The following is a 24603-nucleotide window of genomic DNA, read 5'->3' as shown; positions in this document are numbered from 1 at the left end:
AGTTTCAACCATAAAAAAACACCTCAAATGAGGTGTTTTTTATGTCGTATCGTTCGGGATTTTACCGATTGGTATTTAGAAGAAGTACCGAATACCTATCGCATAACTGTTATCTTGAAGCGCTTCAAAGCTCTTATCATCCATCTCACTGAAATCTAGCTTAGCTTCAGCAAACATCACAGTGTCATTACTGTATCGGTAGTGTAGGCCTAGCACTGCAAATTGGCGGGTCCACTGCCCTTTTATGGCCGTGCTCTCATCAGTATCGAGATCTTGGTATGAGAGTAAAAAGCTCGGTACGAATCCATTCTCATATTGATAAGCCACAAGGAACTCTGCACCAGTAGAGTCATATAACTGGCCTGCAACTAGCTCATTTTGCTTACTTTGATGTGCGTTAACACCGACATAGAGTCCATCGGCTTCACGGTTAGGTGCATATTGATAAAATGATCCGTACTGAGCACCTACGCCAATGATCTCATTAGTATCATCAACTTCAACACCCGCTAGACTGCCTTCAAAATCACCACGGTTAAAGCCCGCTAACACCTTAAATTTGTCAGTAAAGTGATAGGTTAAACTTGCACCATAGCTTGTATCGAAACTGATGTTCGAACCATCATCTAGCGCCATACCCTCTTTGTCAAACAGAGCCACATCGCCATTTTGCTTGGCTGCATACTGCAGTGCAATATCTAAACCTCCAAAGGAGTTACGGTAGATAAACGATGAATCTGCGCGGCCAGCACCTGTTAGCCCACCATCACCGAAGGTGTAGGCACCCACTGAGTAACCCGTAAACACATTGAGTACATCAGTGGTATAGGCAACATCATAATAGGCCCCCCACTGCTTACCAAAAGTTAGACTTCCCCACTTGTCGTGTGCAAGCCCAACATAACCTAAACGGTTAAATAGAAAATCTGAGCTCTTCTCTGCGCCTAACTGGCCGCCTTCATAAGTGAGGCTGTCATCACTGGTGACCATATTGATGCCCCACTCAGTATGAGCAAAGCTGCGCCAACCATTTTTCTCCTGACGGTCAAACCTAAAGCCAATTCGTGAGAAGTTATCAACGACGGCGGTATCAGAGCCATCATTAAGTGCCGCAAAGCCCAGCCAACCCATCATGTTAATACTGTTAGTGTCATCTTTATAAATTTCAGCAGCCTGAGCTGTTCCAGCAGCTAGCAAGGCTGGGACCAATAGCGCTAATACCTTCTTTTTCATCACATCTTTCCCTTACTTATTATATTGATAGACGCTAAATTTGATTTGAGCGCCTTTAAACATTGAAAACTAAGTGGGAAAAAGCATCTTGTATGCCATAGGGTAAATAGAGGTGAATTCAACAAGTAATTAGGAGATAGATCGGTCAAACACGATATATCGCAAATCAATATCACGAAATATCGTGTTAAAAATTAAATATCGTTGTATACCAGAGACGGTATGGTGATGAATGAAGTGACTGTTTTTAAGCTTGGTGTTAAAGCGCAGAGATAGGAATGATAATGTTATACGACACTCCCTCACCTAGGGTACTTTTGCAATTTATCTGCCCATTAAATCTTTGGGTAATAATGTTATAAACCACGTGCATCCCGAGACCACTGCCGCCACTACCCATTTTTGTGGTGAAAAAGGGCTCATAGACCTTCTTGACATTTTCGTTGCTCATCCCTTTACCATCATCACTGTAGGCGATAGTAAGCTCAGTCTCAGTCAGCGAGGCATGAATCAAGATCACACCAGTGTTGAGCCCCTCAAAGCCATGTATCACCGAGTTCATCACAAAGTTGCTGATCACCTGAGCAAAGGGTCCAGGTTCAGAGTCAATGCGTAGTTGTTCATCGATATCAATGTCTATCTTAATCGATTTTTGCTTAAGCTTGTTATTCAAACTTAGCACGCAATCATCAACAATCTCCTTCAATGAAAACTCATAATGTGCTGCTGAAGTCTGTACCACAGCAATCTGCTTAAAGCTCTTAATTAGCTGTGTGGCTCGCTGCATATTTTTAGAGATAAGGCTTACAATTTCATTAGAGTGCTCGAGGAACTCGGTAATATCTTCCGCTGTTAGCGTCTCATCGACTATATGCTTATGTAAAATATCAAGCTGTTCTTGCAGCACTGATATGCCAGTATAGCCAACACCTAAGGGAGTATTCACCTCATGGGCAATACCTGCAACCAATGAGCCTAATGCAGATAACTTTTCAGATTCTATCAACTGCTGCTGAAGCGCTTTCAGCTGATGGTAAGCTTGATCTAACTTATCTTTCTCATCTTTGACCCTTTGGCTGTACGCCGTTAGTTCTATATTGGCTTGCTCTAATTTAAACGTACGATCCCTAACTTGAGACTCGAGAATGCGCTGATTCTGCTTAAGACTCACCTCATTCATCGCTAAGGTTTTTACCGTTTTATCTAGATACTTACTCAGTTGGCCCAATTCATCTGATCTCTCAAGCGTAAACTCCACATCACTCTCACCACGCTCTACTAGATTGGTTGACTCAACTAAAGTGCGTATAGCTTGTGTTAACCCTCTTCCCATTAGATAGGCAAAAATAACCCCAACCGATATCGCTAATAGCGTGTATAACAGTCCATTTCTAGTCACTAATTTTAGGTTGTTAGTTATCTCTTTTCTGTCGATGCCTACTCTAGCCCAACCTATCTGCTGCTCATTGAAAATAATGGGAGAAGCCACATCGATAAACTGATGATTATCAACAAGTATCTTACTCACTGATGGGGAATCTAGCAGCGATAAGCTGATAGGATCATCTAAGTATTGACCCACTTTCTCTCTGTTGGTAAACCCAATAACCCGGTTATTCATATCTAGCAAGATAGCGTAAGTGAGTCCGGGAAAGTCAGATTGAGATGCAATGATCTCCTCAATACCCACAACATCATTAGCAAGCACCCAGGAGACACCATTGGCTGCTAAAGTGTTACTTAAGCCAATAGCCTGCTTTTGACTCTGAGATACCATAAACGTTTGTTGGCGATGGACTAAATCAAACACAAAAATCGTCATCAAACAGGCATGGGTCAATGCCATGCCTAAAATCAGCTGCCTGGTAATTGATTTGGTCCAGAACTGTTTAATTGATAAAAGCATCTTGTTCCGATTTTACTCCATCAAGTTCGCCATTAAGGGCTTATATCTTGCTCAATTTATTGGCCTTACCTGCTCACTAAATTTGATTAGAAACTGATCAACAACCTGGTAATCCTCATTGGAGGCCAGTTCAAAGCGGCTTAACGCCATCGCCTCAAGCATGACCATTCCTTCAGGATGAAGGTGAAGCTCAGCAGTTAAGTTAGCTACCTGCTCAACAATCTTGTTAGGGATCTCATCTTTAACGACTAGGCCATTATTTATCAGAGGTGGCGTCGACCACTTCACCTCTAACTCCAGGGCTAACTCTGGCCGCTCTTTAGACAGCGCAATCCACGGAAGTGGCCAAGTAGAAGCTGCCGCTGTTTGTTTTAGGTACACATTCATGATTGAGGACTCTTGCGATCCCACATAGCGATTATCCAGATCTAACATCACGTCAACACCATGAGTTTGTAAGTAGTATTGAGGCATCATCGTCGCCGCTAATGCTGTCGGTGCAGGGTAACTTACCGCCTTGCCTTTAAGATCAGTAACCTTGTCGATGCCACTGTCCTTGCGCGTTAAGATGATCCCTTTGAAATTTTCATCATCGCCCATCTTGGCAAAGACTCGATAACCTTTACTCATGGCATTAAACGTTTGGAAGGGGTTGGGCAGTGCAAAATCAAACTTACCTGAGTAGAGTTTTTCATCGAATGCAGCGTAGTTACGTGAGGCTTCAAGCGTAAAACTGACCCCCTCAATGTTATCTGACAGGTACTGTATATAGGGATTGAATATCTCAAACAGACGTTGGGGATTATGCAAAGGGTGAATACCAAAAATATAGCTGACCTGTTCAACCACTGAAGTATCAGAAAAATGCAATTGGTACTGCCTATCTTGTTGCCGTTCACAGGAGAGTAAACAGATACCAGCCATAAGACTGACTATAAACTTGTTTAGCATCTCCACTCCTAATACCGATCTACATACAGACTTGATCACTCTTACTTGTTAAAACCGCTGATAGCTAGGTTATGAACACTGACTTATCCAGATTGGTATAATTTCGCCGTTAACCACAAATGGGATCTGCTGAGAAAATAGTTAAACAGGGCTATTAATAGTGCTAAGTGTAGTCTGGCTCGAATGTGCGTCAATGTGGGCTACAAGTCTTTTTACATCTAGAATCTTGTACCAATAGCAAAGAGTGACATACTTAACCAATGCCACTACCAAATAGTCAAAATTGACGAGGTGTAAAATGATGTCACTTAACTTAGAAGGCTTATCTGCCGAAGTTTTACTCGGCATAGCTAACGAACATTTAAGGCACAACTGTAAAGATAAAGCGGCGTTGTTTTACGATCTGGATATCTGCAGTGAGCATCTAGAGAAAACCCTCAATGAGGCCGGGTTTAGCTATGATGCTAAGAGCAATCAATATCGAGATATGAAATAGATTTAGCTTTCAATTTTAACAATTAGAAATTATCAATATTTCTTATTATAATAACTTTTTGTTATTGATCTACTTGAGCTAATTTATGTTGAACCCTAGCTGGCTACACACCTTTAAGACATTGATCGACACTGGGCATTTTACCCAAACTGCCGATAGGCTTTACATGACCCAGCCAGGTGTCAGTCAGCATATAAAGAAACTTGAGCAAGCCTGCGGCCATTCTCTGATAAATCGTGACAAAAAAAGCTTTGAACTCACGGAGCAAGGACGACAAGTATATGATTTTGCCTTGCGCCTAGCGAGTAATGAAGCTGAGCTATTTGAACGTTTACGTTTCGATGATCCCTATTCTGGCTTATGTAAAATGTCTTGCTCCGGTGCCTTAGCCTTACAGATCTACCCAAAACTACTCAAGTTACAGGCTCAACATAAAGCGCTTATCACTCATCTAGAAGCAGCGCCTAATGGCAAGATACTCAATGATATACAAAATGGGATCACTGATTTAGGCATAGTAACCCAAGCACCTAAATCCAGTCAGTTTCATTCAGTAAATATTGGTAATGAACCTCTGTGCCTAATTTTGCCTAGAGAATATCAAGATAAACAAGTCACAGCAGAATCACTCAAAGCATGTGGTGTGGTTAAGCACCCGGATGCAAAGCATTATCTGTCACTGTATTTTGATCTTTGTGGCGACAGTGAATTATCAAAGCTTAATATCGATGAATTGCCAACCGCCACCTATGTCAACCAGCTAAGCCAGATATTGCTGCCTATCTCTGTTGGAATTGGGTTCACCGTGTTACCCAAGAGTGCATTGGATAACTTTGCTCATAAGGAGCAACTGTTTATTCATCGCCCCTGTAAAATAGTCAACGAACCGTTATTTTTAGTATATAAACGCAATCGACAGCTGGCAGCAAGATACAAAACAATCCGTGAAGCCTTATTTGATGATTTAAATAGTAAAAATCAAAATAGATTCTAGGCTCTTTTGCTTGTCGTTTTGGTACTTTTCTTCTTGGTGTAGCGCCGTTTTTTAAAACTAGACTGCGGTGCTTTAACCCCTTGCAAAGAGGTCGGCAGTTGAGCCCCTGCTTGAGCTATCAACCCCTTGAGCGAGTCCTCTAGCGGGCTCATGAAATTGGCATATCTCGCCTCTTTACGACTGATCGCATCGAGATTTCTCTCCCACAATGCGGTCATATCAGGCGTGGTGGCGCTCATCGGCAGGCTATTGATTAGCCCAGAACCTACATCTGTAGCCAAAATAGACTTACCCTGCCGGACTAAAAACGTGCGTTTAAACAGTAATTCGATAATCCCAGCACGCGTCGCCTCAGTGCCAAGACCATCTGTATCTTTCAAGATTTTGCGGATCTCAGGATCTATGACATAACGATTGATACCTGTCATTGCGCCGAGCAAGGTTGCATCGGTGAAATGTTTAGGTGGCTGGGTGTTTTTCTCTATCAACTCTCCTTGTCCTGACTGCAATCCTTGACCTTTCTTGAGCAGAGGCAAGCTCTGTTTGGCGAGTTCGTCCTCTTCATTGCTATCTCTTGAGTCTGCTTTTGAAACAGACTTTTCACTGCTTCGGCCAAGAAGCTGTTTCCAACCTAATGCTCTTTCCTGCTTGGCCTTGGTCTTAAACAAGCCACCTTGGATTAATATCTGTACCTCTGTTTCACTGTACAGGTAGGGAGGATAAAACTGACCAAGATATTGCCGTGCGACTTGCAGGTAGATTTGTTTTTCACGCTGATTAAGACTGGATAAATTTGCGGTTTTCTCAGTAGGAATAATCGCGTGGTGCGCATCGACTTTACTGTCATTCCACGCCTTAGATTTAATTTTTGGATCTGGCTTATCACACCTGTCTATCAGCTCTGCAGCCCCAGAAACCACGGCTTTAATCACCTGATGCGCTTGAGAAAACTGCTCCACAGGCAAATAGCGACTGTCCGATCGTGGATACGTGATCAGTTTATGCCTTTCATACAAAGCCTGACAGGTATCAAGCACCTCTTTAGCACTCAAGCCATACCGCTTAGCCGCATCAATCTGCAGCGAAGATAAACTATAAGGTAAGGGGGCATTTTGTTGCTTGTCTTTGGCAAGCACTTGGGTCACTTCTGCCGGCTGTTCGGTGATACGGTCAACCACATTTTGTGCCAAGCCTTTCGCCAGCACTCTGCCCTCTTCATCCATATAAGGCTGACAGGCTTCGCTGGGGTGCCATTTCGCTTTAAAGCTTTCGTTTTGATCCGTAGTAAGATTGGCCAACACTTCATAAAAGGGCTTAGAGACAAAATTGGCAATCTCTTCATCACGGCGCACCACCAAGCCTAATAAAGGCGTTTGCACTCGTCCTACCGATAACACTCCCTGATAACCTACCTTACGCCCCTGCAGCGTATAGGCTCGGGTCATATTCATACCATAGAGCCAGTCGGCTCGTGAGCGAGCCAGTGCCGATGTAGAGAGCGGAATAAACTCTCGGTTACTCCTCATCTGACCGAGTGCCCGTTTAACGGCTTGGGGATTGAGATCGCTGATCAGTAAACGCTGAGTGCTATTGAGCTTTTCACCCTTCACGCCCAAATGTGCAATCACCTCATCGACCAGTAATTGCCCTTCTCTATCGGGGTCGCCTGCGTTGACCAACCGAGACGCCTTTTTAACTAGGCCTCTCAGCACAGTCAGCTGACTGCGGGTCTTAGGTTTAGGTTTCATTTTCCATTTTTCAGGAATAATAGGCAGATGCTCAAATTTCCATGACTTATAGTCCGCATCATAGCTATCAGGCTCAGCTTGCTCTAACAGATGACCAATACACCAGGATACACAATCACCGTTGGCAGCCATAATATGACCATCACCCTTTTTATGAGGCTTAGGCAAGACGTCGGCAATCGCACGGCCAAGTGATGGTTTTTCAGCAATATAGAGGATCATAGATGTGGACTTAAACTACTGTACAAATTACCAGTAACTTTAGACTAAAGTGCATTTGGCTGCAATGACTTGATGCAAATAGCCGAGGTAAAAAGCCCTTTCTGTGTAAATTTAATTGAGAATGATTATCAATTAGGTATCATTTAATAATTAGTTTACAGATAAAGAGGTGGATAATGATAGCAACTACAACGGCAACCGGCAGTAGCCTAGATAAATTATTGCTTTATCATTTCCTTATGGTGACGGCAGTTGCGTTACTGATCACCCCATTGATCACCGACAATAAGATCTTCGAGTTGATGCTATTGGTGACAATGCAGATTGCATTAACCTGTATCAGTACATTGATCGGATTGAGTATGGGGCACACCATAAGTAAGCGCGCCGCGAGTCTATTATTTGCCATCTGGATGTTGGTCTGGTGCGTTCACTTAGCATGATGGCCTTGATATAAATGAAAGCGCGTTAACTTTGCATAGCATTAACGCGTTCTTTATTTCTATATATTCCGTTGCATTAATCTTGTGGCAAGATGTAATCTAATCCATCAGCAATTACAGCTGCATGCACAAAAAGCACTTCTCATCATCAAGCTAAAACTATCCTGACTTGTCGTGCTCAACCTTTGCTTTGAGTCAGGGATTAAGCAAGCGGCAGAATATAATCTAATCCACCAGTTATGGCAGCTACTTGCGCTAAAATACAGTTTTCATCATCCACTTTAGGGCTATCAGGATACACTTCTGTGGTTGTCGCATAAACGCTATCGCTGAATCCAATGCATAAGCCTAACGCCTTAGTCGCATAGTTAATCACGCCAAATTGCGCTAATTGCACTCCAATTAACTTACCCGAGTCATCCGCCGGCGCAATATGGGTGACTTTTTCCACTGAGCTAATAATGGCAGTTTGAAAATCATTGACTGGCAATTCGGTATTACCGACCAGATAAAAACCATCAGGAATATTCCAATTGCTGTGCTCAACCGCGTCTCTGGCGGCTAATGCAGGCCTGAACTCGGAATTATCGGTATCTGTGGTTTCGTGTAGATCGATATGCGCAGTGATCTCAATGCCTAAATCTGCGATATAGGTCATTAAAGCCGCTGACTCTTCAGCTGGGCTTTCTGGATAAAATGAGCGATTTGGATCGACGGCATTTGGATTCCAGCGATTGATAGTTTCATATCCCCAAGGACTCACACACGGGGCAACCAGAATATTAAATCGGTCCAGATACTCCTTAGCCTTGGTTTGCAAGAAGCGTATCGCACCCTGCACGCCACTTGTTTCATAACCATGCACGCCACCAGTGACTAGTACTGTGGGCTTATCTTCACTCCATTGCTTTGACTTAACCACAAATAAGGGATATTCGTTTGGATTGTAAGACAACGCGCCATATTGAACGACTTGAAAGTCTTCAGCCAGTGGCGCAATTTTAGCCGCTACCTCTTGCTGATAAGAACGTTTGATCGTTTGTGCTTTCAGCCATTGTGCTTTTTCAGACTCGCCCCATGCTTGGCCAGTTAAGCCAATTGAATAACTGCTTTGTTGAACCATCTGTATTCCCCTAAATTTGAACAATAAAAAAGCCGACACTCACAATGAGACGTCGGCTTTTATGACACTTAATAGCTCCTTAGAGCCCCTAGCAGACTAACGTCTATGGATGACAAACGTTATGCATCTCTAGGTTTGTGCCGATATCTTTGCTGCGGTTGGCCTTAGCATCATCATTACGTAACTGAGTAATGTGGTCCAGATAATCCTGATCTACATCATTAGTGATGTAGTTACCATCGAAAACCGATGTTTCGAAACTCTTAATCTCTGGGTTTTCCATACGAACCGCATCAACCAGATCTTCAAGGTCTTGGAAGATCATGCCATCGGCACCAATCATCTTACTGATCTCGTCCACATCACGACCATGAGCAATCAACTCACTCGCCGTTGGCATATCGATACCATAGACGTTAGGGAAGCGTATTTCTGGTGCTGCAGAGGCAAAATACACCTTGTTAGCACCGGCTTCACGCGCCATCTCAATGATCTGTTCAGAGGTAGTACCACGAACCACAGAATCATCAACCAGCAGTACATTCTTACCTTTAAACTCAACCCCTATCGCATTGAGCTTACGGCGAACAGACTTCTTACGTTCCTGCTGGCCAGGCATGATAAAGGTACGACCGATATAACGGTTCTTAACGAATCCTTGGCGATATGGCAGTTCAAGATGACGGGCAATTTCAAGTGCTGTATCACATGAGGTTTCAGGGATTGGAATAATCACATCAATATCATGATCTTCCCACTCGCGCTTGATCTTCTCACCTAGCTTAGCACCCATGTTAACGCGGCTACCGTACACAGACACTTTATCTATGGTCGAATCTGGACGTGCGAAGTAAACAAACTCAAACAGACACGGCGCATAGCTCGGTGATTTAGCACACTGACGTGTATAGAGCTCACCGTCTGAAGTGATGAATACCGCTTCACCAGGAGCCACATCACGCATGAGTTCGAAGCCGACGGCATCAAGAGCAACACTCTCAGAAGCAACCATATATTCGATGCCTTGCTCTGTTTCTTGCTTACCTAGAACCAGAGGACGAATTCCGAATGGGTCGCGAAAAGCAACCATACCTTGACCTATGATCAAGGCAACCACAGCGTACGCACCACGAGTCAATGCGTGTACACTCGCCACGGCATCGAACACTTCGTCGGCACTTAAGTTTTGATTTTTACACTGTTGTAGCTCATCAGCCAGCAGGTTTAACAACACTTCAGAATCAGAGGTTGTGTTCACATGACGACGCTGCTTCAGCAAACGCTCGTGTAACTCTACGGTATTGGTCAAATTGCCGTTATGGGCTAATGAGATACCAAATGGAGAGTTAACGTAGAAAGGTTGAGCTTCAGATGCACTTGAACTACCTGCGGTAGGGTAACGAACATGGCCAATGCCAATGTTCCCTTGCAGGCGTTGCATATGTTTAACTTCAAATACGTCTTTTACCAGACCATTGGCTTTACGTAATCTAAACGCATTACCATCAACAGTCACGATACCAGCAGCATCTTGTCCGCGATGCTGAAGTACAGTTAATGCATCATAGATAGGCTGATTAACCGATGACCGGCCAACTATTCCGACGATACCACACATGGGGGAGATTCCTCATTGTAAGATGTTCTGATAATTATAATTTTTTAGTCGCAAAAGTAAGAATCGACTTAAGCTAAACTTATTAATGCTTTATGCATTTTATATTTTGGGTACAAAGCTTGACGTGTTTTCTATGTAGTCAAAAAACCACTGGATAACAACGCCGAATTCGGGCACGAGTTGTGAACTCTGCCACCAATCCGTATTGGGTGCGCCCGTAAACGCATCCATGAAAAACAGTAACGCACTGACGATTAAGGCGCCTCTTAGCGCGCCAAAACACAAACCAAGCACTCGGTCTGTGCCAGATAAACCGGTTTTTTCGACCAGTTGACCAATAAGATAATTAATGAGTGCCCCAAGGATGAGTGTTGCAACAAAAAGAATAGCAACAGCGACGCCATTACGGAGCATTTCGTCTTGCATTTGGGTGAGATAAACGGCGAGGTCTTGATAAAACTGACTCGCAACAAAAAAAGCCGCAAACCAGACGACTAAAGACATGGCTTCTTTGGCGAAACCTCGAAGTAGACTGATGAGAGTCGAGACTCCGATAACAGTGATAATGGCGTAATCGATCCAAACCATTTAATGATAATCCGGCATAGGGTTAAGACGGCGGGATTTTAACAGAGACCGAGCATATTCTCACCCCCAAATGAGGTAATTTATTGTTTCGATCTCCAACCACTGTTTTTGCTTAAGAAGCCGTTGGGCTATAAGCGACAATTCTACCTTTTAGTTTGGTCAACTTTTCCACACCTGGTTGCAGTGATTTTAATTTAGATTTGGAGATCTCTGGACCCACAAATACCTTGGTCAACTTGCCGTCAACGGGTGACACTGGCAAGGTATAGGCGTTGAAACCTCCAGCTCTTAGTTTACTGACTAACCCTCTTACATTGGCCGCATTATTAAAACTGCCCAGTTGTAAGGTAAAAGCGGAAGATACTTGAGTCGGTGTTTCTTTAGTCGGTTTAGTCTCAGGCTTACTGACAGGTTTTACTGCAGATTTCTGCTTCGCAGTCTGTATGACGGGCTTATCAGTCTCTTCTACGATTTTCCATTCGCTGTCACTAGCTGTGGTTTTCACTTCAGAGGCTTCATCTGTACTTTCTTGGGCAGCGAGCGCTTGCTGTTGCTCGCTAAGATCAACCGCCTGAATAGCATCAAGCGGCAGAGTCAATTCAGCGACCTCTGGACGCAATGGGATCTCAGCGAATTGTTCCTCTTGCTGCACCTTTTTACCATCAAGCACATCGGGTAAGAAAATCACACCTAATGCAACAAAAACGATGACACCCACCAGACGATTCTGAAAATGACCAGATAACTTTTTATCCTGTGTTGAATCTTGTTGTTTATCTTTTGTATCCATGATTACTCACGACCGTCCAGTGCAATGTTTTTAAACTCTGCCACAGTGTAAAAGGAGCCAAATACAATTACTACATCTCCTTGGCATATTTCTGCACTAAGTGACTGCCAAGCAACATCTAATGAGTCAAAGTCATCAGATTTTACCGCTTCAATGTCGGTAACATGTTCAGACAATAATTGATTGAGGTCGCTAGCCGACGCACTTCGGTCAGTTTGCAGGCGAGTAAACGCCCACACATCCACCTGTGGCGCCATGATTTTTATCACTTCGCTGCAGTCTTTATCTTTTAACATGCCACAAAGCGCCAAAAGACGCTTAGGCTGATGACCTTGTAGCTGATTTGCCAGATAACGAGCCGCATGAGGGTTATGAGCAACATCGAGAAGAATTAAAGGCTGCTTGCTAACCACTTCGAGTCGGCCAGATAGTCGCGCAGCTTGTATGCCCTTTCGAATAATATCAGCATCTAGTTGAGGCCAACCAAGTTCAAGTACCGCCAATACCGTGGCAGCATTAGGCAATGGCAACGAAGGCATGGGAATATCACTTATCGTTTTCATGCCGCTGAACTGCCAAGAACTGGCTTCACAGCGATAGCTAAACTCATGACCCACGCGATACATGACTGCACCTAAGTCATTAGCATATTCGACCACACATGCGGGTAAATCTGGCTCACCGATTATCGCCGGCTTATTTGCACGAAAGATGCCCGCTTTCTCCATACCCACTGATTCACGAGTATCCCCTAAGTATTCCTGGTGGTCGAGATCGATAGAAGTGATAACGGCAATATCGGCATCAATAATGTTTATCGCGTCGAGCCTGCCACCTAAGCCGACTTCTAAAAGCACCACATCAAGCTCAGCGTCTTTGAAGATATATAGCCCAGCCAAGGTCGCGAACTCAAAATAGCTTAAAGAGATATCGCCACGGGCCTGATTGATCGCGCTAAATGCCTCGATAAACAAGGCATCATCGACATCACAGCTGTTTATCCGCACCCGTTCATTGTACTTAAGCATATGCGGTGAGCTATAAACGCCAACGGTTTCACCACTGAGTAGTAATACCTTCTCTAACATGGCGCAGGTGGTCCCTTTACCATTTGTCCCCGCAACGGTGATAACTTTAGCTTGGCCTAAGTCTCTAAGCCCTAAACGGTCGGCCACTTGTGATACTCGGCCTAACCCCATCTCAATTTCAGTAGGATGAATAGCGAGTAAATAATCCAGCCAAGTCTCTAAACTGGCATCTTCTGTGGGAGATATTGGCATGATTGTTTTGCTCATAATTCATTTAAAAAGTTCCACCACATCGTGGTGCCAATAGAGATGTTCAGCAGCGCTATTAATCCAGCATGAATAGAGGACCGAGTGCCAATTTAGGCAAGTCATATTTTTCAGGATAAGTCACATCGACCATATATAAGCCATTAGGCTTAGCTGTTGGGGCCGCTTTACTTCGATCTTTTAACGCCAACAGCTCGACAATCCAATCGCCTTGCTGGTGACCCAGGCCAATCTCAATCAAGGAACCGACAACATTTCTCACCATATGATGCAAAAATGCATTGGCCTTGATATCGACACAGATGTACATGCCTTGACGTGTGACATTCACCTCATGAACATGGCGAAACGGGGTTTTAGACTGGCAATGCAAGGCTCTGAAACTAGTGAAATCATGTTCACCCACAAAATGCTGCGCCGCTGCATGCATTAAGGACTCATCGAGCTGACTACGATAATGGCTCACGCCAGAACGCAAAATCCCTGGCCTGAGGTGATAGTTATAGATCATATAACGGTAGCGTCTGGCGGTGGCAGAAAAACGAGCATGAAAGTCTTCATCAACGATTTTGACCCACTTTACTGCTATATCATCGGGTAAATTAACATTAACCCCTAAGGTCCAGGCACTCTCTTTACGGTTAGCCGTTGTTTCGAAGTGCACCACTTGGCCTGTACCGTGCACGCCTGCATCTGTTCGACCGGCACAGTGAACTGTAATGGGTTGGTTGGCCACTTTTGACAGTGCGCGCTCTAACTGGGCTTGAACTGTGTCGACTTCGAGCTGACGCTGCCACCCATAATAATTGCTGCCATCATATTCGATACCTAACGCTACTCGCATATATCCTCTTTGAACGACTCACAAGTCTATGTCGCCGTAAAACTTCAATCTGATAAACCTATTTGGCCGCGGAGTTTACCACAGACTTTAAATTCAGATAAAAAAAACGACGCAGTTAGCGTCGTTTTCTTCGAAACAAGACAAAACTTAATCTAAGGTTTTAATTAAGCCATCAGCCTCATCTTGCTGTCTGTTATTACCATCAATTTGTACTTCTTTTAGCAAGGCTTTAGCACTGTCATGATCATCAATTTCAATATAGGCTCTTGCTAAGTCGAGTTTAGCATTGACTGAGTTTTCTTCGTCATCGACATCCACCATGGCTGCATTGCCCATCAAATCGTCGAGTTCGCCCATATCAACATCTAACTCTTTATATTGATCGGCTTCAACTTCGTCTTCATCCGCCTCATTGAGTAACATATCGATATCGATAAAACCGTTATCTTTTTGGAAAGTACTGAGGTCATGTTCATTAACGGCCACTGCAGGTGACTTAGACAACTCTTCGACATCTAAGGCAGCAATAGCTTCGTCAACGGTCAGCTTGGTTTCATCTTCGAGGGCTAAATTTAGCTCACTGCTATCTTGCATGACTTTTGAAGCTCGCTCAGAAACAGGATCTAACAGTTCGTCATTACTCGATGGCGCAATAACGGGTTCTTGAATATCGGCACTTGAGTCCCAATCAAGACTGTTATCATCTGTTTTCTTGCCACCCTTAAGATCCGCAAACATCCCACCAGAGCCTTTAACAGCAACCGGATCTTTAGCCTGAGCAGGGTCCACAGACTCTAAATCGGCAAGTAGTGAATCTAAGGCTTCATCTTTACTGCCCGACTCATCTGCACCTGTGTCTATAGAAAGCAGGGCATCGACGTCATCTGCTGCTGGTTTATCAAGCGTTTCAGCAATACCTGAATCTGTAATATCAAATTCAGCTAGAAGAGAATCAAGTTCATCTTCGCTGCCTTCACTTTCAGTAACCTCGCCTTCGAGTTCAGCCGAAATCGCATCAGTTAGATCAGCTTGCTGTTCATTAACCTCTTCAGTCGAACTCTTGTCTTCATCGAAACTTGCAAGTAATGCATCTAAATCCTCCTCAGATTCAACTTCAGAGCTGTCGATTTCACTCTCTAGCTCTGCTGAGATAGCATCTGCTAAATCACTATCATCAGCACTTTCTACAGTTGGTGCTGTCGCTGGCTCAGCATCTGAAACCATATCTAACTCTGCAAGTAAAGCATCCACATCTGCGGCATCTTCACTTGGTTCGGCGCTTTCTTTTTCACTATCTTCCGCCTGCGGTGACTCATCGAATCCAGCAAGCAGTGAATCTAAATCGTCTTCCGATACGGTATCACTAACAGGTTCTGCAATTTCTTCTACGCTAGCTTCTACACTGTCTTCTTCACTGCCTTCCGCCTGCGGTGATTCATCAAATCCAGCAAGCAGTGAATCTAAATCGTCTTCCGATACGATATCACTAGCAGGTTCTACACTTTTTTCTTCAGTGTTTTCCGCCTGAGCCGGTTCATCGAATCCAGCCAATAATGAATCTAGGTCATCTTCAGAAACAAGTTCACTGACATCTTCTGGCGTGCTTAGCTCAACAGCATCTTCAACTACATTTTCATCTACTGCAGGTTCATCTGCTGCTGGCTCATCAAAACCTGCTAGCAGAGAATCTAAATCATCTTCATCCGCCGTTTTAGGTTCCTCATCATCTTGCTCACCCATGGCCTCAGCCCAAAGGTCATCAAGGGATTGGCCTTCCTCTTCGACAGGTTCCTCCTCACTTGGAGTTTCACCCGGATCAACAAACATCTCTGACTCTAAATCAACTTGCTCATCACTGCTCATATCGATTTCAGGCTGCAGATCTGCCGTATCTATGCTCATGAGAGAGTCGATGGAATCTTCCCCTTCAGTATCGAGGTGAATCGCTTCCACTTCTTCAGCAGACACAGTATCTTCTGCAGTGGCATCTATGCCCGCTGCTGCGGGGGCACTGCTCGGCGTATCTTCTGTTTCTTTCTCTGCGGGATCGGAAGATCCATCATCACGACGTCGTCTCAAGAATAGCCACAAGAGACCCAGTACTAATAAAGCTGGAATTGAAATAGCTGCAACCAGCATCATTGGGTTGCTCATGAAGTTACGCCACAGATCTGGCTCCTGTTCAGGCTCAACTGTCTGCAATGCATTTATCTGTTCTTGCAAAGCCTTCACTTCTTCGCTAAGCCCTGCACCTTGCAGCTTACTGGCTTGAAGCTGCTCTTCTAGCAGCGCGACCTGCTCATTCAACTCGTCAATTTTGCCTTTGAGGCTGTCTGTATCTGAATTTCCTACATCCAACTGATCTTGCGCTCTGCCCAATTCATCAGTCAGCTGTAAATTTTTTGCCTCTGCGGTTTCAAGTTTAGCGGTTAATTCAGCAAGTCCATCGGTTTGAACAGTAGGCTTTGCTACTTCTGCCTCTGCAGCAGTGATAGGTAAGGTAACAGGCCTTACTGGCGTCGTCGCTTCTACCCTTGCCTCAACCTTTGGCTGCGTCGCTTTCTTCCAACCTTTATCATCTCTCTCTGCACGCGCTTTAGCCATGCTTTGAGGAATGGCTAGCATTAATTCCTTAGAAGGGATAAGCAATATCATGCCTTTCTCTAAGCTATTAAAGTTAGCATTTGAGAAAGCATGAGGGTTAGCGTCATATATAGCCGCCATCACCTGATAGATGCTAACACCGCTATCGGGGCGTACTTTTTGAGCTATGCTCCAAAAAGTATCGGACGATTGAGTCGGACCGTATTGACGATTTGTCTGTCTAACCTCGCCATCAGGGCCAGTGATTTTTAGTGGCTCAGCGGCAAAAGCTGTTTGTTCAAAAGGACTAACAGTAAAAACGAGTAGAGCTGAGGCCATCAGACCGACAAGATATGAAGTGCGAAAGTTCATCAATTATTCCCTTTCAAGCGCAGTGGTGCTGCCTTTAAACAGCATAGCTTTAGGCAATTGTATTTATTGAGATTACTATAAACCAGAAATCAAAGGTCTGCTACTGTTCACAATTCAAAAACAACTGCTAAAACAAAAAAAGCCTGCATATTGCAGGCTTTTTCATCAATTTAGCTCTATTTCAGCTTTGAAAGACTAAGATTAATAATAATCTCTTATCAGCACTTCTGCGATTTGAACGCTGTTCAAGGCCGCACCTTTTCTAATATTATCAGAGACAACCCATAGGTTTATTCCATGAGAATGTGAGATATCTTTACGAACACGACCCACATAAACAGGATCTGTTCCCGCCGCGTCAGTAACAACTGTAGGGAACTCTTCATTTGATTCAAAAAGTTCAACACCCGGCGCATCACGCAACACAGCCTTAACATCTTCAGCTTCTACGGGCTGGATCGTTTCCAGATGAATTGCTTCTGAGTGACCATGAAACACAGGTACACGCACTGCAGTAGGATTAACCACGATATTGTCATCACCGAAGATTTTCTGAGTTTCCCAGACCATCTTCATCTCTTCTTTGGTGTAACCGTTATCCATAAACTTATCGATTTGAGGTAACACATTAAAGGCTATCTGTTTTGAATAGGCTTTTGGCTCGACAGGAAGACCCTGGAGCAATTTTGAACATTGACCCGCAAGCTCTTCAATCGCTTGCTTACCTGAACCAGATACTGACTGGTACGTCGCCACGTTAATACGTGAAATACCAAACGCATCATAAATAGGCTTGAGTGCTACCAACATTTGAATCGTTGAACAGTTAGGGTTAGCAATGATATTACGATTACGGAAATCAGCAATGGCTTCCGGATTCACTTCTGGTATAACAAGGGGGATATCGATGTCATATCTAAAATGCGAAGTGTTATCAATAACCACACAACCATTTTCAGCAGCTATAGGCGCCCACTTTTCAGAAACATCACCACCGGCAGAGAAGAATCCTATCTGCGCTTGAGACCAATCGAAGTCATCTACGTCAAGAATTTCTACCTGTTTACCGTGAAAGCTGACCGTATCGCCCGCACTACGGCTACTGGCTAGAGGGTATAAATTTGCAATAGGGAATTTGCGCTCTTCGAGGATCTCTATCATTGTTTGACCCACTGCACCCGACGCACCTAATACGACAACATTAAATTCTTGCGACATAATTACTGACCGATTCCTGAAAAACCTAAATTGGACAACCAATTTACATCAGATTGCCCCGTACTTACTACCCTTAAGGCACTAAATTCACGTCTATGCTTGTGATTTTTTCTCATAAGGTCAAACCCATTGTTATTAGCGCAATTAACTCGCTTGTTTTTTGATGAATTAATGAGAATCATGGCTCTAAATTGTTCATCATCATCCCGCAGGTCATAAATAAAGCGGGACAATTGTAACAGGGATTTTTCACTGGGGACGCTTTCGATACTCAATTGCTCGCTCCACAGTGAAGGCAATAACGAAGTCATCGACTTGTCGGCTTCCTGTCCAAGCACCTGCATCAGTTTCATATACAGCATGTAGGTTCCGCGCGCTTTTCCTTCCAAACTGTAGCCTGCGATATGAGGTGTTGCCAATTCAACATAAGGAACAAGTTCAAGCATAGGGTTGGGCTCGCCTTCCCAGACATCGAGCACCACTTTTATATCTGAACGCTGTTGCTTCACTTTTATCAAGGCGCGGTTATCAATCACTTCTCCGCGGCAGCAATTGAGCAACCAGGTATCAGGCTTTAAACTGTTGAGTCTGGCTTCATCAAACAGGTACCAGGTTTTATGCTCACCTGTTTTTGTAATAGGCACATGCAGGCTAATCACATCACAGCGATGTATCAATTCATCTAAACTAACAAAGTCACGTGGATCGCTATCTGCAATGACAGGATCATGCAGTAAAACATTCACACCATAGGCTGCAAGACACTTAGCCACCGCAGAACCAGTGTTACCAGCCCCAACGATACCTACGGTTTTGCTTTTTAAGCTGTCATCAAATCTATTCGCCAGTTCCAGCATAGCGATAAAGACAAACTCCCCAACCGCAGTGGCATTACAACCCGGTGCGTTGCTAAAAGGAATATCACGGCTCGCAAGGTAATCAGTATCAATATGATCTGTGCCTATAGTGGCACTGCCGACAAATTTAATCTTTTTATTAAGTGACAACAAAGACGCATTAACCTGAGTCACTGAACGAACCAAGAGCACATCGGCATCTTGTGCCTGCTCTGGCGTCAGCTCCCTACCATTAACAGTTTCAATCGTACCTAAATCACCAAATAGCTGTTGGACATAAGGCATGTTTTCATCGGCAAGGATCTTCATTTTGGTTTCCAAAAAGTGAGCTGAATGCGGTAGTTGGCGTATTCTACCAAGATGGCAGCAACTTGAGAATGAAGCCGGTTACTTTTTTGCCTTTGTTGTAGCCTGAGTTTTATTTGGCTGTTTTGGTATTGGGTAGGTTGAATATATGTCGTAGATTGATGAAGCTCGTATCTTCTTTGTCATCTAGCGCCTCCCCTTTAACATAGCCACCCATAATTCCTGCCGCTTTATTGAGCTGCGACTAAACTTAAATAGTCACACTTGCATTGAGGTTGTTATGGCTAGACCCAGAAGCACATTAGTCAGTATCGAAGACACTCCGTTTTACCACTGCATGTCGAAATGTATTCGCTTCGCATGGCTTACGGGAGTCGACAAATATACCGGGAAGTCATATGAGCACCGCCGAGACTGGGTTGAATCAAGAATTCTTGAGTTAGCCGAAGTGTTTGCGATAGATGTCGCCGCATATGCTGTGATGTCTAACCATCTGCACTTGGTATTGAGAGTCGACATTTTTGAAGCCAATTCATGGACAGATAGAGAGGTAGTAGAGCACTGGCATCAACTGTTTAAAGGGTCTGATATTACTCAGAAATTTGCTCAAGGAGAGGTGATTGAAAGCTGTGAGGTTGCAGATCTAAAACATTCGATTGCTCAATATCGAAGTCGACTTAGTGACATCAGTTGGTTTATGCGTGCATTGAATGAACCGATTGCCAGAAAAGCGAATAAAGAGGATGGATGTACTGGAAGGTTTTGGGAGGGGCGTTTCAAATCCCAAGCTTTATTGGATGAAGCAGCAGTTCTGGCTTGTATGGCTTATGTCGACCTCAACCCGATTCGAGCTAAGGTCGCTAACGCCCCTGAAACCTCAGGTTTCACCAGTATTCAAAAACGCATCAAAGCAGCAATAAAGGGAGAGCAACCCCAAGCACTTTTATCCTTTGTAGGCAATGAGCAAAAAGAGATGGTTAAAGGACTCATGTTCAGCGCTAAAGATTACCTACAGCTGGTTGATGAAACAGGACGAATAATCAGAGCCGATAAACGAGGCGCTATTAGCCCAGATTCACAAAAAATACTCAATAGACTCAATATCCCTCAGGAAAATTGGCTGAAACTCACCACCGAATTTAGTCGCTTATTTAAAGGCCCTGTCGGTACAGTTCAAGAGTTAGGTGTCTATTGCGAGCACTTAGAGCGAAAACGTAGACAAGGGGCAGCTAATTGCCAGAGATGGCTCAGTAGCAGCTAACAAACCGATAAGGACTTAATGAACGGGACAACTTAAGATAAATATCAGACCGAATAGAAATTTCGGTACTTGATAGTGCCTGAATCTCGGTGAATAACTATATTTTTTGTATATTTGCAGTAACATTACTCACCTCTTAGACATATTTACCTACAGACATCTCAGTTTTGACACTTCCCGCCTAAAATCTCATCAAGCGATAAACGAAGGTAAATAAAATGGGTGGCTATGTTTTTCTTTGTTTTTCTTGTCCAGAAACGAGCTAATACCAGTAAGCTTATATCAAAGAAATTAATAACCTGATGTAGATACGGCAGTGGGCTTCCAAAACATGGATGTTTTAGTAGAGCTTACAGAGACTGTACTTGCAGCGACCCACTGAAGTGTCTTCATGTCAGCTTGCTGCAGGCAATTAACACTAATGAAACTTTGGTACTAAGCAAACTAATCAAGTACCAAAACAGTGAAATGAAAACCAACTCAAGAAAGATATTTGAAACTTGCTATTCGCCAAGTAAACTCCTCGCTGGACAGACCCTAGATAACAACGCAGCTATGGTTCATAGCAGACTCAATAAATACTAAACCCGCCTAATGAACCCAACTCAAAGGATATTTAAGGAACTTGTTATCTCACAAGTTACAGCCCATTGTGGTATTGCAATACCGTCGATTGTGGCACCATATCCTCAAGCGTTTTTGCCGCACTAGTTTGCCCACTCAGGAGTTGCTCAAACTGCTTGATCAGCTGGACCTTGTCAGGTGATGGCTTATCTCCGGCGCCAATATTGGTTAAATCAATCATAAAACCATCAAATAGATGAGCGAGATCGTCTATGATCTCACTGTTTAAGAATTGGTCTTGATTATAAATACTGGGGTAACCCGCTTTTTGCTTATCAATAGCAAACTCATCACCCTTAAGGTTGGTGATACTGGTCGATTTATCGCAAGAGAGCATACAGCCATTATCGATACGCGGCTTTTCACAGCCCACACTCTGCTGGAAAAAACACTGTCTGCTCGCCATAAGTAAAATCGGATGATAGATGCTATACATCATCTTAAAGTTAGCTGGGCGGGCAATATGTTTAATTTGCTGCTGATTGATTTCGTTAGAAATAAAGGCGCCGTGGCAATCAAACTGCTCTTGCATTGCGAGTAATGCATAAGAGTTAGTGGTGTTTAAAAACGGACCCGCAATCCATTTAATACCAAGTTCAAAGGCGCGATTGGCGATACCTGTATTGTTGGTGACAATCAGTGCAGGTTGTACCTGCTCTAGAATATTCAGCGCTGCATCAAAATCTTTACCAATTAGCACTGATGGAAACCAAGGGATGAGTCGTGGGTTCTGTTTGAAAAAATCCACATATTGGGTGCAGCCGCGCTTATAAGCATCGGGCAACTTAAAGTAAATGTCTGCATCTGTGGTATCAGCAAGGGCAATATCGGCCTCATCACAGATTAAAATAGACAACTTAGGAGTCTCATCTTGTATTTTTTGATGTTTAACCAGCTTAGGCAGTTCAACGGCGGGTAATACGACTGTGCCATGGTTAAGCTGCAATAATACCTGTTTCTTTAAGGTGGTGAGCTCTTTAAAGGGGATGCTCAAACCTGCCGCTAAATCGTCGGTGATGAGTGACTGAAGGTCGAACTCAGCGTTATGTAAACTCTTGAAGCGTTTCTCAATTGCACTGCTATCAATGCTAGCTTCGTCACTGTGAGTCAGTAAACTACGAGAATGCACGGTAAAGGTTTTATCGACTAACTGGGTTTGACCAATAATAAAATCGTGGGTGCTAACACTAATAGATAGTGGCTCGCCAACTTGACCCGAGAAAGCCAATGTCAGCGGCAGTTTATCAATGCTTAAGTGCTTAATTTTGTCATTGACCGTCGCTTGAATTTGGCTCTTTTCTACCTGTAATGCTTGCTCCGCATCATGAATTTGTACCACCGAAATTGACCGTGAGCCATTATCAGTGAGTTTATCTTTTAGGTGATTTTTCGAGTTATCACGGGGGTTATCGATAAACATCGACTGATTTAAGTCACCCTTTAAAAAGGAGTTAGTTAGATCGCGGTTGAAGACTTTATAGAGACGCTCGCCATCTTCAAGTAACTCTCCAGTTGCTAGAAAGCCATCAATCTGTTTTCGAAAGCTGTCTATCACAGTATGGACGTAACTTGCGCCCTTAATGCGACCTTCTACTTTAAACGAATGTACGCCAGCTTCGATTAATGCCGGCAGGTCGAAAAAAGCCGAGTTGTCTTTAATATTGAGCGGAAAATTATGACCTGACTCGGTGGTTTCATACTCTTCTCGGCAAGCTTGGCTACAACGACCGCGGTTACCCGAGTTACCGACACTGGCTGAGGTGGAATAGCATAACCCTGAGAACGCAATACAAAGGGAGCCGTGAACAAACACTTCAGTAGTGACATCGTGTTCAAGTCCAGCCGCAGTGACTGCGGTTATCTCGCGTAGATTGAGCTCTCTCGATAAATTGACCCGTGAGGCGCCTAGCTTCTTTAAAAATGGAATTTGACCAATGTTATGGGTCGTTAGCTGAGTCGATGCGTGGATATCTAAAGTTGGAAAATGCTTTTTGAGCAGATAGAACATGCCAATATCTTGCACTATCACGCCATCTAAAGTGGTGTTAACCAACTTGCTAAGTAGCTTTGCCAGCGACTTAAACTCATTTTCTAAGATCACGATATTCAGTGTCAGAAAAATCTTACATTGATACTGGTGTGCTAAACGAATGATGCCAACCAGTTCCTCAAAGGAGATATTAGCGGCGCGGTTGCGAGCATTGAAGGTATCTAAGCCACAATAAACAGCATCGGCTCCGGCAACAATTGCCGCTTTAATCGCATCAACATCACCGCCAGGGGCTAATAATTCAATCTTTGGATCCATGGTTACAACTTGTTGTTAGGCATTTTATGGGGGGATGGTACCCGTATCGTTTGCTAATGAATATGGTTTACGAAAATTATTAGCAATTGCTACACAGCGATACAAGCCCAAATATCAGAAGTAACAATGATTAAAAATGAAATCGTGTGCTTAAAATTATAGTGGAGTTGTTGTTATTACTGATATTTTGAATAAAACCACCCTCTATCACCCATCTTGGGTTAACCCATTGAAGCCCAAGAGTGAGCTGATGGGTCAATTTATCGACTTCATTCCACCTTCCATTAAGTTCAGTGACAAGATTTAACTCGGACACAATCCCCCAATCTGGTCTCGCAGAAGGAGAGAGTCGATACTGCCAAGAGATATCATACCGTCCACTATCGGGGCGTTGTGCTACGCCCGCTTGATAAAGAAGATCAATATCAAATTCATGCCTGTTTTTAAAATGTGTATAAACAAAGCCAGCTTGTACAGCCGGATCTCGAGCATTCGTTCCTGGCACAAGGGCCCCAGCTAATAATGCCAATCTGGAAGTACCGGCATAGAAATCATCTTGTAGCACTGTGAGGCGATAAATAGCCGATAGATCGCCGACACCCGATCCGTCTGTCGAAGATAGCGTGTAAGGAATGCCAATAAGTAAGGCGTTATTGCGACTCAGTCCATAGGCTGCACTGGTAATAAAAGTATCTCTGCCGCCATCAACTGAGCCTTCATATGAAAACCGTACTACATAGCCACTCTTATCAACCGGTAAGGCTACAAAGGATCGCAGCCCCATGCTGTTAACACCTTGCACATTAAATAATAATAAAAGTGT

General features: G+C 43.7%; 19 protein-coding genes. 4 read left to right on the top strand and 15 right to left on the bottom strand.

Annotated features, from left to right (window positions below; translation table 11 throughout):
* Positions 1–75: 75 nt before the first annotated feature.
* From FM038_RS08410 to FM038_RS08400, 3 genes are all read right to left on the bottom strand, one after another.
* A complete protein-coding gene (locus FM038_RS08410) occupies positions 76–1233 on the bottom strand; it encodes a porin (RefSeq protein WP_142872827.1) in 1158 nt (385 codons plus the stop codon).
* Between the two features lie 259 nt (positions 1234–1492).
* The gene (locus FM038_RS08405; protein ID WP_142872826.1) at positions 1493–3139 is read right to left on the bottom strand and encodes an ATP-binding protein; all 1647 of its coding nucleotides are present in this window, start codon (positions 3137–3139) and stop codon (positions 1493–1495) included.
* 51 nt (positions 3140–3190) lie between these two features.
* Positions 3191–4090 carry a phosphate/phosphite/phosphonate ABC transporter substrate-binding protein gene (locus tag FM038_RS08400; RefSeq protein WP_142872825.1) on the bottom strand — a complete coding sequence of 300 codons (900 nt, stop codon included), beginning with the start codon at positions 4088–4090 and terminating at the stop codon, positions 3191–3193.
* 301 nt (positions 4091–4391) lie between these two features.
* Here FM038_RS08400 and FM038_RS08395 point away from each other — a divergent pair, with 301 nt between their 5' ends.
* Both FM038_RS08395 and FM038_RS08390 read left to right on the top strand, forming a co-directional pair.
* Positions 4392–4586, top strand: a complete 195-nt coding sequence (locus tag FM038_RS08395) for a DUF4250 domain-containing protein (protein WP_336512796.1) — start codon at positions 4392–4394, stop codon at positions 4584–4586.
* An 85-nt stretch (positions 4587–4671) separates the two neighbouring features.
* Positions 4672–5580, top strand: a complete 909-nt coding sequence (locus tag FM038_RS08390) for a LysR family transcriptional regulator (RefSeq protein WP_142872823.1) — start codon at positions 4672–4674, stop codon at positions 5578–5580.
* Here FM038_RS08390 and FM038_RS08385 read toward each other — a convergent pair.
* Positions 5577–7550: a DNA topoisomerase III gene (locus FM038_RS08385; RefSeq protein WP_142872822.1), complete on the bottom strand. Its 1974-nt coding sequence runs from the start codon at positions 7548–7550 to the stop codon at positions 5577–5579. The two genes, FM038_RS08390 and FM038_RS08385, sit on opposite strands and share 4 nt — an antisense overlap.
* 176 nt (positions 7551–7726) lie before the next feature.
* Between FM038_RS08385 and FM038_RS08380 the strand changes: the two genes are divergently transcribed.
* Entirely contained in the window at positions 7727–7993 is a 267-nt protein-coding gene (locus tag FM038_RS08380; protein ID WP_142872821.1) for a hypothetical protein, read from the top strand.
* A gap of 202 nt (positions 7994–8195) precedes the next feature.
* On the opposite strand, the gene FM038_RS08375 is transcribed toward FM038_RS08380, so the two are convergent.
* From FM038_RS08375 to FM038_RS08335, 9 genes are all read right to left on the bottom strand, one after another.
* Positions 8196–9116: a M14 family metallopeptidase gene (locus tag FM038_RS08375; RefSeq protein WP_142872820.1), complete on the bottom strand. Its 921-nt coding sequence runs from the start codon at positions 9114–9116 to the stop codon at positions 8196–8198.
* A gap of 103 nt (positions 9117–9219) precedes the next feature.
* Positions 9220–10734, bottom strand: a complete 1515-nt coding sequence (purF, locus tag FM038_RS08370; protein ID WP_142872819.1) for an amidophosphoribosyltransferase — start codon at positions 10732–10734, stop codon at positions 9220–9222.
* 99 nt (positions 10735–10833) lie between these two features.
* On the bottom strand, positions 10834–11322 hold the full coding sequence (locus FM038_RS08365) for a CvpA family protein (RefSeq protein WP_142872818.1): 489 nt from the start codon (positions 11320–11322) through the stop codon (positions 10834–10836).
* Positions 11323–11434: 112 nt separating this feature from the next.
* Positions 11435–12112 carry a cell division protein DedD gene (gene dedD, locus FM038_RS08360; protein ID WP_142872817.1) on the bottom strand — a complete coding sequence of 226 codons (678 nt, stop codon included), beginning with the start codon at positions 12110–12112 and terminating at the stop codon, positions 11435–11437.
* A gap of 2 nt (positions 12113–12114) precedes the next feature.
* Positions 12115–13392, bottom strand: a complete 1278-nt coding sequence (gene folC, locus FM038_RS08355; protein WP_142872984.1) for a bifunctional tetrahydrofolate synthase/dihydrofolate synthase — start codon at positions 13390–13392, stop codon at positions 12115–12117.
* 73 nt (positions 13393–13465) lie between these two features.
* Positions 13466–14251 carry a tRNA pseudouridine(38-40) synthase TruA gene (truA, locus tag FM038_RS08350; RefSeq protein WP_142872816.1) on the bottom strand — a complete coding sequence of 262 codons (786 nt, stop codon included), beginning with the start codon at positions 14249–14251 and terminating at the stop codon, positions 13466–13468.
* Between the two features lie 147 nt (positions 14252–14398).
* Positions 14399–17206: a FimV/HubP family polar landmark protein gene (locus tag FM038_RS08345; protein WP_142872815.1), complete on the bottom strand. Its 2808-nt coding sequence runs from the start codon at positions 17204–17206 to the stop codon at positions 14399–14401.
* 201 nt (positions 17207–17407) lie between these two features.
* Positions 17408–18424, bottom strand: coding sequence for an aspartate-semialdehyde dehydrogenase (locus FM038_RS08340; protein ID WP_142872814.1), 1017 nt, complete (start codon positions 18422–18424; stop codon positions 17408–17410).
* A 2-nt stretch (positions 18425–18426) separates the two neighbouring features.
* Positions 18427–19590 carry a 4-phosphoerythronate dehydrogenase gene (locus tag FM038_RS08335; protein ID WP_142872813.1) on the bottom strand — a complete coding sequence of 388 codons (1164 nt, stop codon included), beginning with the start codon at positions 19588–19590 and terminating at the stop codon, positions 18427–18429.
* Between the two features lie 277 nt (positions 19591–19867).
* Here FM038_RS08335 and FM038_RS08330 point away from each other — a divergent pair, with 277 nt between their 5' ends.
* Complete coding sequence (locus FM038_RS08330) at positions 19868–20848, top strand: transposase (protein ID WP_142872812.1); 981 nt, start codon at positions 19868–19870, stop codon at positions 20846–20848.
* A 640-nt stretch (positions 20849–21488) separates the two neighbouring features.
* On the opposite strand, the gene FM038_RS08325 is transcribed toward FM038_RS08330, so the two are convergent.
* Together FM038_RS08325 and FM038_RS08320 are read right to left on the bottom strand one after the other, a co-directional pair.
* Entirely contained in the window at positions 21489–23780 is a 2292-nt protein-coding gene (locus tag FM038_RS08325) for a peptidase U32 family protein (RefSeq protein ID WP_142872811.1), read from the bottom strand.
* A gap of 130 nt (positions 23781–23910) precedes the next feature.
* Positions 23911–24564, bottom strand: a complete 654-nt coding sequence (locus FM038_RS08320; protein ID WP_223293024.1) for a hypothetical protein — start codon at positions 24562–24564, stop codon at positions 23911–23913.
* Between the last annotated feature and the right edge of the window lie 39 nt (positions 24565–24603).

This window comes from Shewanella eurypsychrophilus, from assembly GCF_007004545.3.
Classification (GTDB): domain Bacteria; phylum Pseudomonadota; class Gammaproteobacteria; order Enterobacterales; family Shewanellaceae; genus Shewanella; species Shewanella eurypsychrophilus.
The sequence above is the reverse complement of the archived record's forward strand: the minus strand, read 5'-3'. Positions and strand labels throughout refer to the sequence as shown.